Below are 14841 nucleotides of genomic sequence, written 5' to 3'. Positions count from 1 at the left end.
GCAGCCATGGGTCGCTCCGCCCTACGCCGGACCGGACGGATCCTCACCGGGTTCGGCGCGCTGATCGTGCTCTGTGCGGTGCTGGTGGGCGCCCCGGTGGCGCTGCTCGCCCTCGCCGGCAATCCGCTCCCCGACCACGTACCGACTCTCGCCGAGGTCGGCGCCACGCTGACCAGCCGCGACGACGGGCAACTCTTCCTGCGGGCGCTGGCCGTCGTCGGCTGGTTCGGCTGGGCCACGTTCACCCTCTCGGTGCTCGTCGAGTTGGGCGCGCAGGCGCTGCGCCGACCGGCGCCCCGGCTGCCGGGCATGAGCCGGCAGCAGCGCGCGGCGGCTGCCCTGGTCGGCTCGGTCGCGCTGATCGTCGCCGCCGCCCCGGCGGCCAGCGCCGCCACGGTCGCCACCCAGGCGTACGCCGGACCGGCCGCAGCCGGTGTGCACGCGGCGCCCTTGGGCGCGGCGCCGGTCGCGTTCTCCGCCACTCCCGGCACGATCGCTCCCGGCGCGGTGACGGTGACGACGGCGAGCGGGCGGGACGAGCGGGCGAGCGGTGCTGCGGTGTATCGGGTCGCGAAGGGCGACTACCTCGGCGCGGTCGCCGAACGCTACCTGGACGAGTTCGCCGACTACCGCGAGCTGGCCCGAATCAACCGGCTCGCCGACCCTGACCGGATCCGCCCGGGACAACTGCTCAAGCTGCCGGAACAGGCGACCGACCGGGGCTTACGACCGCATGCCACGGGTCGTCTCGTGGGCCGACCCTCGCCACGTCCCATGCCGGCCGCCGAGCGGGTCGCCGGGGCACACGAGACCCGGCCGGGCACCCCGGATGCCGGAAACTCGCCCGGCGACTCCGCCCGGCCCGACGCCGAGGCGCCCGCGATGACGGTGGGCGCGGCCCGCGCCGGTGAGCCGGACCGGCTGAACCGCCCGTTGGCGGTCTCCGCCGTGCTCGCCGTGGCCAGCATCGTCGGCGCGCAGATAGGTGCCGTCCTCGGGCTGCGCCGCCGCCCGGCCACCGCCGGCATCCGAACGGGCGCCCCGGGTGCGGCCACGCGGCCGGGCCGGACGGCGACGAGGGTGGTGCGCGCGCTGCCCAGCGGCCAGGCCGGAGCGCACACCCGCGCCGTCGGTGCGCTGCCGGTCGGGCGACACCGCCGCGACTGAACCGGTCCCGACGCCGCCCGCCGCGCAGCAGGAGGAGGCGCCGACCGCCCGCTCCGCCGCACCGGCGTGCCGCTCAGGGCAGCCGCGCCTCGATCATGCCGTTGCGGATGCGGGTGGGCAGCACCTGTCCGTCGTTGCCGGACGGACCGTGCACCACCTCGCCGCCGTTGAGCCGGAACGTGCTGCCGTGCCACGGGCAGACCACGCAGTCGTGCCCGTCGACCTGCTGCACCTCGCCCTGGCCGAGTGGGCCGCTCTGGTGCGGGCAGCGCTCCAGCATCACGGTGACGTCGTCGCCGTGCCGGTAGAGGATCACCGACACGTCGTCGATCTCGCGGGTGATCAGCTGCCGCTGCGGGATGCTCGCCATGTCGCCCAGCGGATGCCAGCCCTGACTGATCAGGTGCAGCTCGGAGATGCTCTGGCTGACCTGCGCGCCCTGCTTGTACGCCAGGTGCCCACCGATGTAGGCGCCGAGGCTGACGACACTCAGGCCCGCCATGCCGAGCGCGCGACCGAGCCGGTGCTGGCCGGAGAGGCGCGCGGCCAGGGAGGCCGTGTAGCAGGCCAGCCCTAGACTGTTGGCGGCGGCGTGCACCAGGCCCACCCGGCGCTGGTCGGGTGCCAGCGCCGCCCAGTCGTTGAGCCCGGCGACGACCGCCGGCAGGGCGCTCACCGTGCCGACGGCGGTCAGGGTCGTGGCGGCCCGGCGCTGCCCGGGCATCAGGTCGAGGATCGCCGCGCTGATCCAGGATCCGACCGGCACCTGCACCATCGCCGGGTGCAGCGGGTGGCCCAGCGGGACACCGTGCAGCAGGTCCCGGATCCGCTGCGGTCGCAGGACCGCCTGGACCGCGCGCTGCAGCGGGTCACCCACCCGGTCCAGCCGCGGGTTCTGCTCGATTTTCGTCAGGAGTGCTCGCACGGGTACCGACTTCCCGGTCCTCGCCGCCGCAAACCGGTCGCCGAGGACGGATTCGTAGCCGAGCGTGACCACCGTTCGATCCCGCCGTGACGGGTTCCGCAGGTGACACCGGGCGCCCGATCAGTCGGCCACCGGCTGCCAGCGCTCCTCGTGGATCGCGTCGGCCAGCGGACGCTTCTGCCGCCAGCCGTGCCGGGCCAGGTCGGGCACCGATTCCAGGTGGGTCACCGGCCCGACGCAGAGCCAGGCGATCGGCCGGATGCCGGCCGGGATGCCGAGCAGCTCGGCGAGCCAGGGCTCCCGGTAGAAGGAGACCCACCCGACACCGAGCCCTTCGGCGGTGGCGGCCAGCCAGAGGTTCTGGATGGCCAGGCAGGCGGAGTAGAGCCCGGTGTCGGCGATCGCGTGCCGGCCGAGCACGGCCGGTCCGCCCCGGGCCGGGTCGTACGTGACCACGATCGACAGGGTGGACTCCCGCACCCCGTCGATCTTGATCCGCGCGAACCGCTCGGCGGCCTCCCCGGTGAGGGTGCCGGCGAAGGTGTCCCGTTCGGCGCTGACGTGCTCGTGGAAGCGGTGCCGGGTCTCCGGGTCTCGGACGACGATGAAGTCCCAGGGTTGGGAGTAACCGACGCTCGGCGCGGCGTGCGCTGCGGCGAGGATCCGATGCAGCGTGTCGTCGGGCACCGGAGCCCCGGTGAACTGGGCCCGCACGTCGCGGCGGCGGTGGATGACGTCGTACAGGTCGGTGTTCACGGCACCCCTCATGATCACGTTCGCGGGCATGGTAGCCCCTGGTGTACCGGCACCGCCGCAGGCATGCTGTGTCGATGGGTGTACGGGTCGAACGTCACGGACCGGTGACCACGGTGATCCTGGACCGGCCGGCGGCGCGCAACGCCGTGGACGGGCCGACCGCGCGGGCGCTGGCCGACGCGTTCCGCGCCTTCGACGCCGACCCGGACGCCTCGGCCGCGGTGCTCTGGGGTGCCGGCGGCACGTTCTGCGCCGGCGCCGACCTGAAGGCGATCGGCACGCCGAGCGGCAACCGGGTGGAGCCCGACGGGGACGGCCCGATGGGCCCGACCCGGCTGGCCCTGGGCAAGCCGGTGATCGCGGCGATCTCCGGGTACGCCGTCGCCGGTGGCCTGGAGCTGGCGCTCTGGTGCGACCTGCGGGTCGCCGAGGCCGACGCGGTGCTCGGCGTGTTCTGCCGGCGTTGGGGCGTCCCACTGATCGACGGGGGCACGGTCCGGCTGCCCCGCCTCATCGGCGAGAGCCGGGCGATGGACCTGATCCTCACCGGCAGACCCGTGCCGGCGCAGGAGGCGTACGCCATGGGTCTGGTCAACCGCCTGGTCGCACCGGGTACGGCGCGGGCGGAGGCCGAGCAGTTGGCCGCCGAGCTGGCGCGGCACCCGCAAACCTGCCTGCGCAACGACCGGGCGGCGGTGCTCGCCGGCGCCGGGCTGCCCGAGCCGGCGGCGATGGCGACCGAGCTGACGTACGGGATCGAGTCGCTGGCCGCGGACGCCGTGGCGGGGGCGGCGCGGTTCGCCGCCGGTGCCGGCCGGCACGGCGCCCCGGTCGGCTGATCGGAACGGCGGACCCCGCCGGGAGAGTGGGCTCCCCCGGCGGCGTCCCCGCGCCGATGGTCAGTTGCGGATGATGGTGAAGGTCGAGGTCGTGTTCCTGATGTCGACGTCGTTGTCGGTCAGGCGGAGGTTGTTGAAGGTCGCCGAGCCGACCGCCGGGCCCTGACCCGGCTCGGGCATCTCGTTGACCCAGATGCCGAAGCCGGACTTGGCGTCGAAGGCGTCACCGCTGCGTCGCGCCCCGGAGATCGAGACGTTGGTGAAGACGGTGTCGGTGACCGGGTTCTCCGGCTGGCTGCCGGTGTACTTGGTCTGGAACATGATCCCGGAGTACGTCGGGTCCACGATGTCCACGTCCGTGGCACGGATGCCACGGAACTCCTTCGACGCCGAGAAGATCCAGATCGCTGGGAAGGTCTGCGCACCCCAGAAGTGGCCGCCGGACCGGATCAGTGAGATGTTCTCGAACCGGGTGGGTGGGCTGGCTCCAAAGCCGATGAACGGGTAGCCGAAGTCCAGCGAACTGATGGTGAGGCCGGAGTACGTCAACTGGTCGGCGATGTAGAGGTTGCGGAACACGTTGTCGTAGCCGCCGTAGACGGCGATGCCCGCCGCCCGCCAGGTCAGCGTGGCGGTCAGGTTCTCGAACACGTTGCCGTGGTTGCCGGTCGACGCGCCCTGGTCGGTGGCGGAGAAGAGCGCGAACGCGTCGTCACCGTTGGAGCGGCCCTCCGAGTTGGCTACCAGGTTGTCGGTGCTGCCGTTGGTCATGTTCACCGCGTCGGCGAAGGTGTTGCGGAACCGGCTGTTCGTGATGGTGAGGCCGCTGACGCTGACCCCCCAGTACGCACAGACGGTGTGCTCGACCCAGACGTTGTCCAGGGTCATGTTGTCGACGTCCTTCAACTCACCCCAGACCTTCCCCGGCCCGTCGATGCGGTTCGTGTAGTTGCCGAAGAAGGCGAGGTGCTCGAAGGACGACCCGCTGGCCGAGGGTTCCACCCGGAAACCGGCGTCGGTGTTCTGCTGCGACGTCGGCGTCCGGAAGCGGGTGAACCACATGCCCGCGCCGACGACCTTGACCGGCTTGCCGTAGACCTGGAACTTCTGCGAGGTCTCGTACGTGCCGACCGGCAGGTAGACACCGGTCAGCGTGCCGGAGGTGTCCATCCGCACCGCGTCCAGGGCGTTCTGCACGTCGGCGTGGCTGAACCCGTTCGGTACCGCGTACCGCGCCGGGTCCGGGTTGGCCCGCGGCGACACCTGCTCGAGGTTGATGAAGTCGATGGCGTACGTGGTGTTGTTGGCCGGGTCCTTCTGGAGCCGGATCCGGCTGCCGGCCGGGATCGTGGAGTTCAGCAGGACGTTCGCCTCGTCGTAGAGGTGCCGGGGCGGCCCCGCGCTCGGCGAGTCGCTCGGACCGGCCTCGGCGCCGTACAGCCAGATGTGCTTCGAGGTAAGGCTGATCGGCTTGTGCAGCACCCCGTCGACGTAGATGTTCAACGTCGAGTCGATGCCCCCGCCGCCCGGTGCGTCCGGGATCGAGAAACGGGTCACCAGCGCGTTGGCCGGGGCCTTGGTGGTCCACTCGACGTACGCGCCGTTGCTGTTGAGGGTGACCGCCCGTCGGCCGGACGCCTCACCGGCCAGGTCGCCGATGGTACGGTTCGGCGCGAGCACCTGTGCTCCGCCACCGACCGTGCCCTCCTCGGCCTCGTACATGTCGTACGGCAGGTTCGCCCCGCGCCCCACGAAGAGCGGACGCTCGCTGGTGTTGTTCTGCCGCTTCACCGGCAGCTCGTTGGCGTCGTCGGCGAGCACCACCCGGACGGTGTACCGGCCGTTGGCCGCCGTCCAGCCGCCGAGGTTCATCGGCCCGGCGGTCGCGCCGGCGGCGATGGTGCCGCTGTACGAGCCGGTCAACGTACGGACCACGCTGCCCGAGTCGTTGAGCACGGTCAGCGTGATGCCGTGCGCGCCCCCGGCCGAGGCGACGGTGCCCTGGTTGCGGATGGTCACCGCGAAGTTGACGGTGGCTCCCGCGCTCGGCGTGCCGGGCGACCAGGTCACCGCCGAGGCCACCAGGTCGGAGCTGGCCACCGGGCTGACGGTGAGCGCGTTCGGGCTGGTGTAGCTGTTGTTCGCCTCGTTCTGCTCGATCACCGTGTTGGCCTCGTCGACCTTCGCGACGAGCTCGTAGCTGCCGGCGTTGCGCGGGCCGATGTTCGCCGAGACGGTGGTCGACGCCCCGGCGGCCAGCGCGCCGACGTTCGCCGTGCCGACCTTCGTCGTACCCAGGTAGAGGCCGACGGCCGTGGCCGCGGCGCCCGCCGTGCCGGCGTTGCGGACCGTGGCGGAGAGGGTGATCGCGTCGGTCTCCACCGGGGACGCGGGCGACGCGGTGAGGCCGGTGACCGTGAGGTCCGGGTTCGGTGCCGGTACGCCGATCACCTGGAGCTCGGCGACCTGCCCGTTCGACGAGCCGGAGTTCGCGGTGAACTGGAGCCGGACGTCGGCGGCGGTCGCCGAGACCGGGATGGTCACCGTGTTACCGCTGGTCGAGTTGAACGAGTAGGTGGCCGACCCGACCAGCGTGGTGAACCCGGCCGCCGACTGCTCCCGGCCGAGCACCTGGAACGTCTGGGTGCGTGGTCCCCAGACCGGATCGGGGTTGAGCTTCACCACCAGGGAGCTGATCGTCGCGTTCGCGCCGAGCGCCACGGTCAGCGTGCTCGGGTACGCCCCGGGCGCGCCCTCCCAGTAGGTGGTGACGTCGTCGTCGTTGGCGTTGACGGCGTTGAAGATGTGCACCACCGAGGAGGCGGTGATCGGCTTGCCGACGGCGAGGTTGGTGCCGCCCGGCGTGCTGCCGGGGCGGGTGACGATGTTGCTGTTCGCCGACACGTTCCCCGCCGCGTCCCGGGCGCGGATGAAGTAGGAGACGGTCGCCGACGCGGGTTGGCTGTCGGTGTAGGTGAGCGTGGAACCGTTGACGCTGCCGCGCAACGTGCCGTTGGCGTACACGTCGTACCCGGTCACCCCGGCGTTGTCGGTCGACGCGGTCCAGGTCAACCGGATCTGCCCGCTCGCCGGCTGCGTGTAGGCCAGGTTGCCCGGTGCGGTCGGTGCCGTCGTGTCACCGGTTTCGCCCGGACGGGTCACCGAGTTGCTGTTCGCCGACTGGTTGCCGGCGGCGTCCCGGGCCCGCACCTGGTAGGTCACCGTGACGGAGGCCGGCTGGGTGTCGGTGTACGTGAGCGTCGAACCGCCGACGCTGGTGCGCAGCACCCCGTTGGCGTAGATGTCGTAGCCGGTCACGCCGACGTTGTCGCTGGACGCGGTCCAGGTGAGCCGGACCTGGTCGGCGGCCGGTTCGGTGAAGGCGAGGTTGCCGGGTGCCGAGGGCGGCTCGATGTCGCCGGTCGCCGGGCCGTAGACCTCCAGCTCCGAGAGCTGCCCGGCGGGCCAACCGGTGTTCGCGGTGACCAGCAGGCGGACGTACCGGGTGGCGGCGTTGGGCACGTCGACCGTGACGGAGTTGCCGGAGCCGCGGTTGAAGGCGTACGACGCCGAGGCGACCAGGGTGCTGAAGCTCGACCCGTTGGTGCTGCCCTGCACGGTCAACGTCTGGCTACGCGCGCCCCAGCCACCGGGGAGCTTGAGCACCAGCCGGTTGACGTTCACCGTGGCGGCCAGGTCGACCTGGATCCACTGCGGGAAGGCGTTGTTAGCGCTCTCCCAGTAGGTGCCGGCGTTGCCGTCGTTGGCGTTGGCCGCGCCGTACACGTCGGCGTGGCTGCTCTCCGCCATCGCCTTGCCGAGCGCCAGGTTGGTCGACGAGGTCGCCGCGCCGTACACCTCCAGCTCGGCGAGCTGGGCGGCCGACCAACCGGTGTTCGCGGTGACCTGGACGCGGACGAACCGGGTGCTGGTGGCCGGGAAGTTGATGGTCACGGTGTTGCCGCCAGCCGGGTTGAACGACCGCCCGGTGGCGGAGACGATGGTGTTGAAGCCGCTGCCGTCCGCGCTGCCCTGCACGGAGAGCGTCTGGGTACGCGCCTCCCAGCTGCCGGGCAGCTTGAGGATCACCTGGTCGATGGACCGGCTGGAGCCGAGGTCCACCTGGGCCCACTGCGGGAGGGCGCCGCTGCTCTCCCAGTAGCTGCCCTGGTTGCCGTCGGTCAGGTTCGCCGCGACGTACGGCGCGTTGGTGCTGCTCGCGGAGGTGTTCCTGCCGGCGGCGAGGTTCGGGCCGCCCGCTGCGACGGCGGGTGGCGCCGGGGCCGCGGTGACGGTCAGGCTGATCACGGCCAGTACCGCGATCGCTCGGGTACGGAATCTGGACATGGTTGCGGACACCTTCTTCCCGGGGACGTGGAGAGGCGTGTGCGGTGGTGCGGGGGGTGGTGCGGGCGCGTCGGTGGGGCCCCGGTCGGCGGCGGAGCCCCACCGGCGCACGTCAGGTGGCGTGGACCTCGAACTCGGCGAGCTGACCGGCCGGCCAGCCGGTGTTGCCGGTGAAGGTCAACCGGACGAACCGGCGGTCGCCCGCCGGCACGGAGATCGACACGGTGTTCCCGGACGCCGGGTCGAAGGCGTAGCCGGCCGAGCCCTTCAGCGTGCTGAACGAGGAGCCGTCGGTGGAACCGAGCACGGCCAGCGTCTGCGTACGCGTCTGCCAGGCCGGGGCCGGCGGGAGCTTCAGCACCAGCCGGGACACCGGTCGGGCGCTGCCCAGATCGACGGTCACCGACTGGGGGAAGGCGTTGTTCGCGCTCTCCCAGTAGGTGTTCGGGTTGCCGTCCACCGCGTTGCCGGCGACGTACACGTCGGCGTGGCTGGTCGCCGAGATCGGCCGTCCCGCCGCCAGGTTCCCGGCCGGCGGGGTGGTGGGCGGCGGGGTGGATCCGTCGCCGTACACCTCGAACTCGGCGAGCTGGCCCGCCGGCCAACCGGTGTTACCGGTGAACGTCAGCCGGACGAACCGGCGGTCGCCCGCCGGCAGGGCCACCGAGACGCTGTTGCCGGACGCCGGGTCGAACGTGTGGCCCGCGGACCCGGCGAGCGTCGCCCAGGAGGAGCCGTCGGTCGAGCCGAGCACTGCCAGCGTCTGGGTACGCCGTTCCCAGCCGGCCGGGAGCTTCAGCTGCACGCGGTCGACGTCGCGCACCGCGCCCAGGTCGACGGTGAGGGACTGGGGGAAGTTGTTGTTCGCGCTCTCCCAGTAGCTGGCGGCGTTGCCGTCCACCGTGTTGGCGGCCACGTAGTTCTGGGTGGAGCTGGTCGCGGTGACCGTCCGGCCCAGCGCCAGATTCCCGCCCGTCGGCGGTGGGTCGGTGGGCGGTGGGTCGGTGGGCGGGGGATCTGTCGGGGGCGGATCGGTCGGACCGCCGCCCCACTGCGGGTCCGGCCACGGGCCGCAGTACGGCGTGGCCGTGTACCAGCCGGAGTTGCCCGGGCCCTGGGTGATCTGGAAGCCGCTACCTACGCAGTTGTGGATGGGGTTCGACTGCGCGACGCCGGTGGCCCGTACGTTGGTGAACGACACCTGGCTGGGCGCCTGCACCTGCAGGGCGTACGTGCCCGTGCCGTCGATGCGGACGTTGTCGAAGTTGATCCCGCTGGTCGCGCCCTCGATCCAGTGCAGCGCCGCGTACGAACTGTCCAGGACGTCGGTGTCGGTGACGTTGATCGTGGCGTTCTGGATCGGTTCGTTGAGCGCGGAGAACCAGATCGCGCCCACGCCGAACCGCCAGTTGTAGTCCGAGTTGCCGTTGCGGATGAGCGTGTTCCGGGCGACGGTGATCGTGCCGGAGACCGCGGTCGGGCCGTTCACGCCGGGGTAGCGGTTGGCGACATGGATCCCGCCGCCGTTGGTGACCGAGTCGGCGGTGACGTTGTCGGTGATCTTGATGTCCCGCCCGCCGTACGTCACCAGATGGTTGGCGAGGACGGTCACGCCGATCGTGTTGAACGTGAACGAGTTGTTGACGTTCGGTACGTTCTGCGCCCACATGGCCAGCGCGTCGTCACCGGTGTTGCGTACGAACGTGTTGGTCACCGTCGAGTTGGTGACTCCCCAGTGGAAGTTCACCCCGTCCGCGGTCTGGTCGAGGATCCGGCTGTTGCGGATGGTGAAGTTGTCCATCGGGCCGTCCATCCAGGCACCGACCTTGGTGTGCTGCATCCAGACGTTGTCCACCACCGAGTTCGACATGGCGCCGCCGATGGCGTTGACCTGGTGCTCGTCCACCCGCTCCCGGATGTCGCCGATGATGGCGAAGTCCCGCAGCGTGACATTGCGGCTCGGGCCGCCGGCCTCGTGGGACCGGATCTCGCCGCTGTAACCGCCGCCGGGGACGTACTTGCCGTAGATGCCGGCGGCACGTTTGCGATCGGTGGGGTGCCGGCCGCCGAGCACCGAGTACCACGGGCCGGCACCACGCAGGGTCACCCCGTCCACGACCACGTGGTCCCAGAGGGTGAAGGTGCCGGACGGGATCCAGACCGCGCGTCCCTGCGCCTTCCCGGCGTCCACCGCCGCCTGGAACTTGGCCGTCGAGTCGGTGGCACCGGTCGGGTCGGCACCGAAGTCGGTCACCACGTCCAGCACGTTGGCGGGCTTGTCGATCGGCGACCCGACCAGCTCGAAGTCGGCCAGGTCGATGGTGAAGCTCGGCGACTGGGCGGTCGAGGAGACCTGGAGCCTGATCCTCGTACCGGGCTGGTAGGTGGTCCCGAACATCGTCCGGGCCTCGTCGTAGAAGTGGTGCGGGTTGGTGTCGCCCGGGTTGTTGTTGAACGGGTAGCCGCCGTAGTACCAGCCGTACCGGGAGGTCACCGGCACGGCCTTGACCAGTGCGCCGTTGGCCCGCAGCTCGATGCTGGCGTCCCTTCCGGTGCCTGCGGCGTTGTCCGGGATGCTGTACCGGAAGGTGACGGCGTTGGCCGGCTCGGTGAGGGTGAACTCGACGTACTCGCCGACGGCGTCCAGGGTGACCGCCTCGCGACCGGACGCCTCGGACGGCAGCGTGCCGTAGTACCGGTCCGGGCCGATCTTCGTGCCGGTGTGGGCGGACTCCTCCGCCTCGTGCTCGACGAACGGGACGTCGGCGCCTCGCCCCGCGATGTCGAACGGGGAGAGCCCGGCCGCCTGGGCCGGGGTCGCGGTGCTGGTCAGCGCGATGACGGTGAGCGACGTCGCGGTGAGGGCGGCGGCGAGAGCGGCCGCCCCCGCGCGGGCGCGGGCTTTTCGGGGTGGGTGGGCGGTGGCGTGGTCGGGCATGAGCTGGGCTCTCCCTCTCGTCGGTGGTCCAGATCCCCCCGTGCGTTGCGGTCCCCCCGATGCGTTGCGGTGTGTGGCGACTACCTCCATGTCGGTCTCGGCCGGCGGGGCCGGCGGGCTGGCGGAAAGCCGGCGGTGGGACGGAACCGCCGGGTGGTGCGGGCGCGGTGCCGGCGGCGGGACGGAGCCGCCGGCACGGCGAGATCAGGCCGGGTCGGGGCCGGCGGGAATCGGTTCGGCGGTGCGCAGCCAGACGGCGGTGTCCGGCGGTAGCAGGTCGTCGTCGAGCGGGCCGCTGGCGAGCAGCCGCTCGGTGTGCGGCGGCAGCGGCACCGCCGCGGCGGAGATGTTGACCAGGCAGGTGAAGCCGGGTGAGCGGTGGTAGGCGAGCACCCCCTCCGGGGCGGGCAGCCAGGTCATCTCACCGTCGCCGAGCGCGGGGTCGGTTCGGCGGATGGCGATCGCCCGCCGGTACAACTCCAGCATCGATCGCTCGTCGCCGGCCTGCGCCTGCGCCGTCCGGTCCTTCCAGTCGGCCGGCTGGGGAAGCCACGGTGTCCCCGTCGCCTCGTCCGGGCTGAAGTCGAACGGCGGCGTCTCGCCGGACCAGGGCAGCGGGACGCGGCACCCGTCGCGGCCCGGGTCGACGCCGCCCGAGCGGAAGTACATCGGGTCCTGCCGCAGCTCACGCGGAATGTCCTCGACCTCCCAGAGGCCCAGCTCCTCGCCCTGGTAGACGTAGGCCGCGCCGGGCAGCGACAGCGACAGCAGCGCGGCGGCACGGGCCCGGCGGGTGCCCAGCTCCAGGTCGGTGGGGATCCCTTCGCGCTTCGCGGCGAAGCTGAACGTAGTGTCGGCCCGGCCGTAGCGGGTGACGTGCCGGGTCACGTCGTGATTGGAGAGGACCCAGGTGGCCGGCGCACCGACCGGCGCGTGTGCGCCCAGCGTCCCGTCGATGCTCTCGCGCAACGCGGCGGCGTCCCAGGCGCAACCGAGGAAGTCGAAGTTGAACGCCGCGTGCAGCTCGTCCGGACGCAGGTAGTTGGCGAACCGCTGCCGGTCCGGCATCCACACCTCGCCGATCAGTGCCCGGTCGCCGGGGTACTCGTCGGCGACCCGCCGCCAGGCACGGTAGATCTCGTGCACGCCGTCGAGGTCGCGGAACGGGTGCGGCCGACCGGGCAGGGTCGCCGGCAGCGAACCGTCCTTGACCAGCAACCCGGCCGAGTCGATCCGGATGCCGTCCACTCCCCGGTCGAACCAGAACCGCAGGATGTCCTCGAACTCCGCGCGCACCCTCGGGTGGTCCCAGTTGAAGTCGGGCTGCTCGGCGGTGAACAGGTGCAGGTACCAGTCGCCGGGGGCGCCGTCCGGATTGGTGGTGCGGGTCCACGTCTCGCCGCCGAACTCGCCGACCCAGTCGGTGGGCCGCTGATCGCCGTTCGGGCCCCGGCCGGGACGGAACCAGAACAGATCCCGCTCGGGCGCGTCCGGGCCGCCGGCGAGTGCCGCCTGGAACCAGGGGTGTGCGTCGGAGCAGTGGTTCGGCACGACGTCGACGATGGTCCTGATGCCGAGCGCGTGTGCCTCCGCGATCAGCGCCTCCGCCTCCGCCAGCGTGCCGAACACCGGGTCGATGTCGCGGTAGTCGGCCACGTCGTAGCCGGCGTCGGCCATCGGGGAGGGGTACCAGGGGCTGAACCAGATCGCGTCGACGCCGAGCGTGGACAGGTAGTTGAGCCGGGACCGGATCCCGGCGATGTCGCCGATCCCGTCGCCGTTGCCGTCGGCGAAGCTACGCGGGTAAACCTGGTAGATCACCGCTCCACGCCACCACGGACTACCGTCTGCTGTGGACACGAGCACCTGCTTTCTGCGTTACGTCGGCGGGTTCGCCGGACCTGGATCTGTACCGGGCGAACGGTCGTTGTTCGCCGCGGGAGGGGTCGCGCCGGTGGGTCCGGCCTCGTCGGACGCACCTGAGGACGCGCAGCGCCCCGGGGATCGAGAGCTAACCCTTGAGGCTCCCCGTGGTCAGACCGGACATGATGTTGCGCTGGAAGATCAGAAAGATGATCACGGTCGGGATCGCGGCGATGACCGACGCGGCGATCACCACGTTCATCGGCGTACCGCCCGCGAAGGCGTAGATGCCGACGCTGACCGTGCGCGTCTCGGGCGACGGCATGACCAGCTTCGGCCAGAGGAAGTCCTTCCACACCGCGGTCACGGCGAAGATCGACACCACCCCGAGGATGGGGCGCGACATCGGCAGGACGACCGACCAGAGCGTACGCAGCGCCGTCGCCCCGTCGATGAGGGCGGCCGCCATCAGGTCCTCCGGGATCGAGTCGAAGAACCGTTTGAGGAGGAAGATGTTGAACGCGTTCGCGACCAGGGGCAGCCAGATCGCGAACGGCGAGTCGAGCAGGTTGATGTGCAGGATCGGCAGGTCGATCGCCGTCACGTACTGCGGAACGATGAGGACCATCGCCGGGATCATCAGCGTCGCCAGCATCATGGCGAGGATCGCGTTGCCGAAGATCGGGCGGAGCTTCGACAGGGCGTACGCCGCCGCGGTGTCGAGGACGAGCTGGAACAGCACCGCGCCGGCCGCGTAGTAGAACGTGTTGAACAGCAGCTTCGCAAGAGCCAGGTTGTTCCACGCGTCGGCGTAGTTCTGCCACTGGGGCTCCTGCGGGAACAGTGACGGCGGGGTCTGCGCGATCTCCTGGCCCGACTTGAGCGCGCCGGTGACCATCCAGTAGAGCGGCCCGAGGAACACGAGCGTGAAGCCCACGACCACGACGGCGATCAGCGTCCAGTAGATCGCTCTACCGCGCCCCCGTCGGAGCTGGGCGTGCGAGATGAGGGTCCGGGTCCCGGAGTCCTGTGCCATTCCTCGTCCGCCCTAGTCCTGTTTCGCCGTCAGCCGCAGGTAGACCGCGGAGAAGCCGGCGAGCACCACGAGCATGATCACGCCGAGCGCCGCGGCGCCGTTGAGATCGTTCTGGAAGAACCCGTGCTGGTAGATGAGGTACGCGACCGAGGTCGCCGAGTCCTCCGCCCCCGCGCCGTTGGCGAGGATCAGCGGTTCGATGAAGAGTTGCATCGTGGCGACGATCTGCATCATCGCCAGGAGGGCGAGGATCAGCCGGGTCTGCGGGATGGTCACGTTCCAGATCCGGCGCCAGATACCGGCGCCGTCGAGCTCGGCCGCCTCGTAGAGCTCGCCGGGGATGTTCTGCAGCGCCGCCAGATAGATGAGTACGGCGCTGCCCATGTTCATCCAGGTCGAGGCGATCACCATCGCCGGCATCGTCATCCCCGGGGACTGCATCCACTGGGAGGTGGGCAGGTGCAGGGCCTTGAGGATCGCGTTGAAGATTCCCGCCTCGCTGGGGTCGTACGCGTAGAACTTGAAGAGGAAGAGCGCCGACGCCGGCGGCAGCATCACCGGCAGGTAGACCAGGATCCGCAGGTACCCCTTGGCGTGGCGCAACTCGTTGAGCAGGATCGCCACGAAGAACGGCACCGCGTACCCGAGCACCAGCGCCAGGAGCGTGAAGTAGAAGGTGTTCTTCCAGGCGGTCCAGAAGCTGGGGTCGTCGATGATGCGGGTGTAGTTGTCCCAGCCCACCCAGGTGGTGACACCGCGCCGGGTGTGCTGGAAGCTCATCACGATGCCGCGGATCATCGGATACCAGGAGAAGAGGGCGAAGCAGAGGACCGCACCGATCAGGAACGCGTGCCCGGTGAGGTTGTCGCGTACCTTGCGGCCCAGGCTCGTACGCCGTGGCCGTTCCGCGTACGGCGACGTGAGGCGGCCCGGTCTGGTGGTACCCGGGGCGGTGGTGATCGCCAAGGCA

The 14841-nt window shown here is 71.1% G+C and carries 9 protein-coding genes; 2 read left to right on the top strand and 7 right to left on the bottom strand.

The genetic code is table 11. From position 1 onward, the window contains the following. Positions 1-6 precede the first annotated feature (6 nt). Positions 7-1167: a LysM domain-containing protein gene (locus tag AB0F98_RS10700; RefSeq protein WP_357731996.1), complete on the top strand. Its 1161-nt coding sequence runs from the start codon at positions 7-9 to the stop codon at positions 1165-1167. Between the two features lie 73 nt (positions 1168-1240). On the opposite strand, the gene AB0F98_RS10695 is transcribed toward AB0F98_RS10700, so the two are convergent. Together AB0F98_RS10695 and bluB are read right to left on the bottom strand one after the other, a co-directional pair. Further along, on the bottom strand, positions 1241-2092 hold the full coding sequence (locus AB0F98_RS10695; protein ID WP_357731992.1) for a Rieske 2Fe-2S domain-containing protein: 852 nt from the start codon (positions 2090-2092) through the stop codon (positions 1241-1243). Positions 2093-2212: 120 nt separating this feature from the next. After that, positions 2213-2860: a 5,6-dimethylbenzimidazole synthase gene (gene bluB / locus AB0F98_RS10690; RefSeq protein WP_357732479.1), complete on the bottom strand. Its 648-nt coding sequence runs from the start codon at positions 2858-2860 to the stop codon at positions 2213-2215. Between the two features lie 62 nt (positions 2861-2922). Here bluB and AB0F98_RS10685 point away from each other — a divergent pair, with 62 nt between their 5' ends. Next, positions 2923-3687 carry a crotonase/enoyl-CoA hydratase family protein gene (locus AB0F98_RS10685; protein ID WP_357731989.1) on the top strand — a complete coding sequence of 255 codons (765 nt, stop codon included), beginning with the start codon at positions 2923-2925 and terminating at the stop codon, positions 3685-3687. Positions 3688-3747: 60 nt separating this feature from the next. Here the strand turns inward: AB0F98_RS10685 and AB0F98_RS10680 are convergent, their stop codons facing one another. The 5 genes from AB0F98_RS10680 to AB0F98_RS10660 all read right to left on the bottom strand — a co-directional run bounded on the left by AB0F98_RS10680 (position 3748) and on the right by AB0F98_RS10660 (position 14837). Further along, the gene (locus tag AB0F98_RS10680) at positions 3748-8034 is read right to left on the bottom strand and encodes a discoidin domain-containing protein (protein WP_357731986.1); all 4287 of its coding nucleotides are present in this window, start codon (positions 8032-8034) and stop codon (positions 3748-3750) included. 112 nt (positions 8035-8146) lie between these two features. Continuing rightward, complete coding sequence (locus AB0F98_RS10675; protein ID WP_357731983.1) at positions 8147-10972, bottom strand: discoidin domain-containing protein; 2826 nt, start codon at positions 10970-10972, stop codon at positions 8147-8149. Between the two features lie 204 nt (positions 10973-11176). Further along, positions 11177-12832, bottom strand: a complete 1656-nt coding sequence (locus tag AB0F98_RS10670) for an alpha-amylase family glycosyl hydrolase (protein WP_357731980.1) — start codon at positions 12830-12832, stop codon at positions 11177-11179. A gap of 151 nt (positions 12833-12983) precedes the next feature. Beyond that, a complete protein-coding gene (locus AB0F98_RS10665) occupies positions 12984-13871 on the bottom strand; it encodes a carbohydrate ABC transporter permease (RefSeq protein WP_357731977.1) in 888 nt (295 codons plus the stop codon). A gap of 12 nt (positions 13872-13883) precedes the next feature. Beyond that, entirely contained in the window at positions 13884-14837 is a 954-nt protein-coding gene (locus tag AB0F98_RS10660) for a sugar ABC transporter permease (RefSeq protein ID WP_357731974.1), read from the bottom strand. Positions 14838-14841: the final 4 nt, after the last annotated feature.

Source organism: Micromonospora sp. NPDC023737, assembly GCF_040639715.1.
In the GTDB taxonomy this organism is placed as follows: domain Bacteria; phylum Actinomycetota; class Actinomycetes; order Mycobacteriales; family Micromonosporaceae; genus Micromonospora.
The sequence above is the reverse complement of the archived record's forward strand: the minus strand, read 5'-3'. Positions and strand labels throughout refer to the sequence as shown.

Bases quoted from the DNA above. Each gene is read 5' to 3' on its own strand.
- AB0F98_RS10675 (WP_357731983.1), bottom strand. From the start codon at position 10,972: ATGCCCGACCACGCCACCGCCCACCCACCCCGAAAAGCCCGCGCCCGC.
- AB0F98_RS10685 (WP_357731989.1), top strand. From the start codon at position 2,923: ATGGGTGTACGGGTCGAACGTCACGGACCGGTGACCACGGTGATCCTG.
- bluB (WP_357732479.1), bottom strand. From the start codon at position 2,860: ATGAGGGGTGCCGTGAACACCGACCTGTACGACGTCATCCACCGCCGC.
- AB0F98_RS10665 (WP_357731977.1), bottom strand. From the start codon at position 13,871: ATGGCACAGGACTCCGGGACCCGGACCCTCATCTCGCACGCCCAGCTC.
- AB0F98_RS10700 (WP_357731996.1), top strand. From the start codon at position 7: ATGGGTCGCTCCGCCCTACGCCGGACCGGACGGATCCTCACCGGGTTC.
- AB0F98_RS10680 (WP_357731986.1), bottom strand. From the start codon at position 8,034: ATGTCCAGATTCCGTACCCGAGCGATCGCGGTACTGGCCGTGATCAGC.